At 80.2% G+C, this 698-nt stretch carries 1 protein-coding gene; it reads left to right on the top strand.

All coding sequences use genetic code 11. The features are described from left to right. On the top strand, positions 1 to 698 hold a 698-nt coding region (locus tag Q6969_RS16110), incomplete at both ends, for a DUF4350 domain-containing protein (protein WP_317231340.1).

The raw sequence follows: 698 nt of genomic DNA, 5'->3' as shown, positions 1-698 counted from the left end.
AACCCCGCCCCGGGCGGCACGCAGGCGCTCGCCCGCGTGCTCGCCGCCCAGGGCGTCGACGTGACCCTCGCCGGCACCCTGGCCGAGGCCCGCGCCGCGGTCGGGGACGGCGACGACGCGACCCTCGTGCTCGGGCCCACGTCCGATCGCCTCGACGACGACCGGCTGGCGGAGGTCGGCCGGCTGGCGACGCGCACGGTGCTCCTCTCCCCCGACTTCCGGACGCTCCGGGCGATCGCGCCCGACGTCGCGGCGGGCGGCGCGGCCGAGTCCGACGACCGCGCGCTGGACGCCCGGTGCGCGCTCCCGGCGGCGGCGGCCGCGGGATCCCTCCCCGACGACGCGCCCGTGTTCCGCTTCGTCGGCGCGGACGCCTCCGCGGCCGTCACCTGCTTCCCCGACGACACCGGGGACGCCTTCGCGCTCCTCGAGGTGCCCGCGGCCCTCGCGCCGGGCGGCACGGTCGTCGTGCTGGACGCCGATCCCGTCCTGACCAACGACCGCATCGGGGAGCAGGGCTCCGCCGCCCTCGCGCTCGGCGTGCTCGGGGAGCGCCCCCGGCTCGTCTGGTACACGCCGTCGCCCGACGACGCGGCGGGGGACGCGCCGCCCACGCTCGGCCAGCTGACGCCCGGGTGGGTGACCCCCGCGATCCTGCTGCTCGGCGCCGCGGCCCTCGCCGCCGCCGTGTGGCGCGG

Source organism: Clavibacter sp. MX14-G9D, assembly GCF_032917815.1.
In the GTDB taxonomy this organism is placed as follows: domain Bacteria; phylum Actinomycetota; class Actinomycetes; order Actinomycetales; family Microbacteriaceae; genus Clavibacter; species Clavibacter michiganensis_K.
The sequence above is the reverse complement of the archived record's forward strand: the minus strand, read 5'-3'. Positions and strand labels throughout refer to the sequence as shown.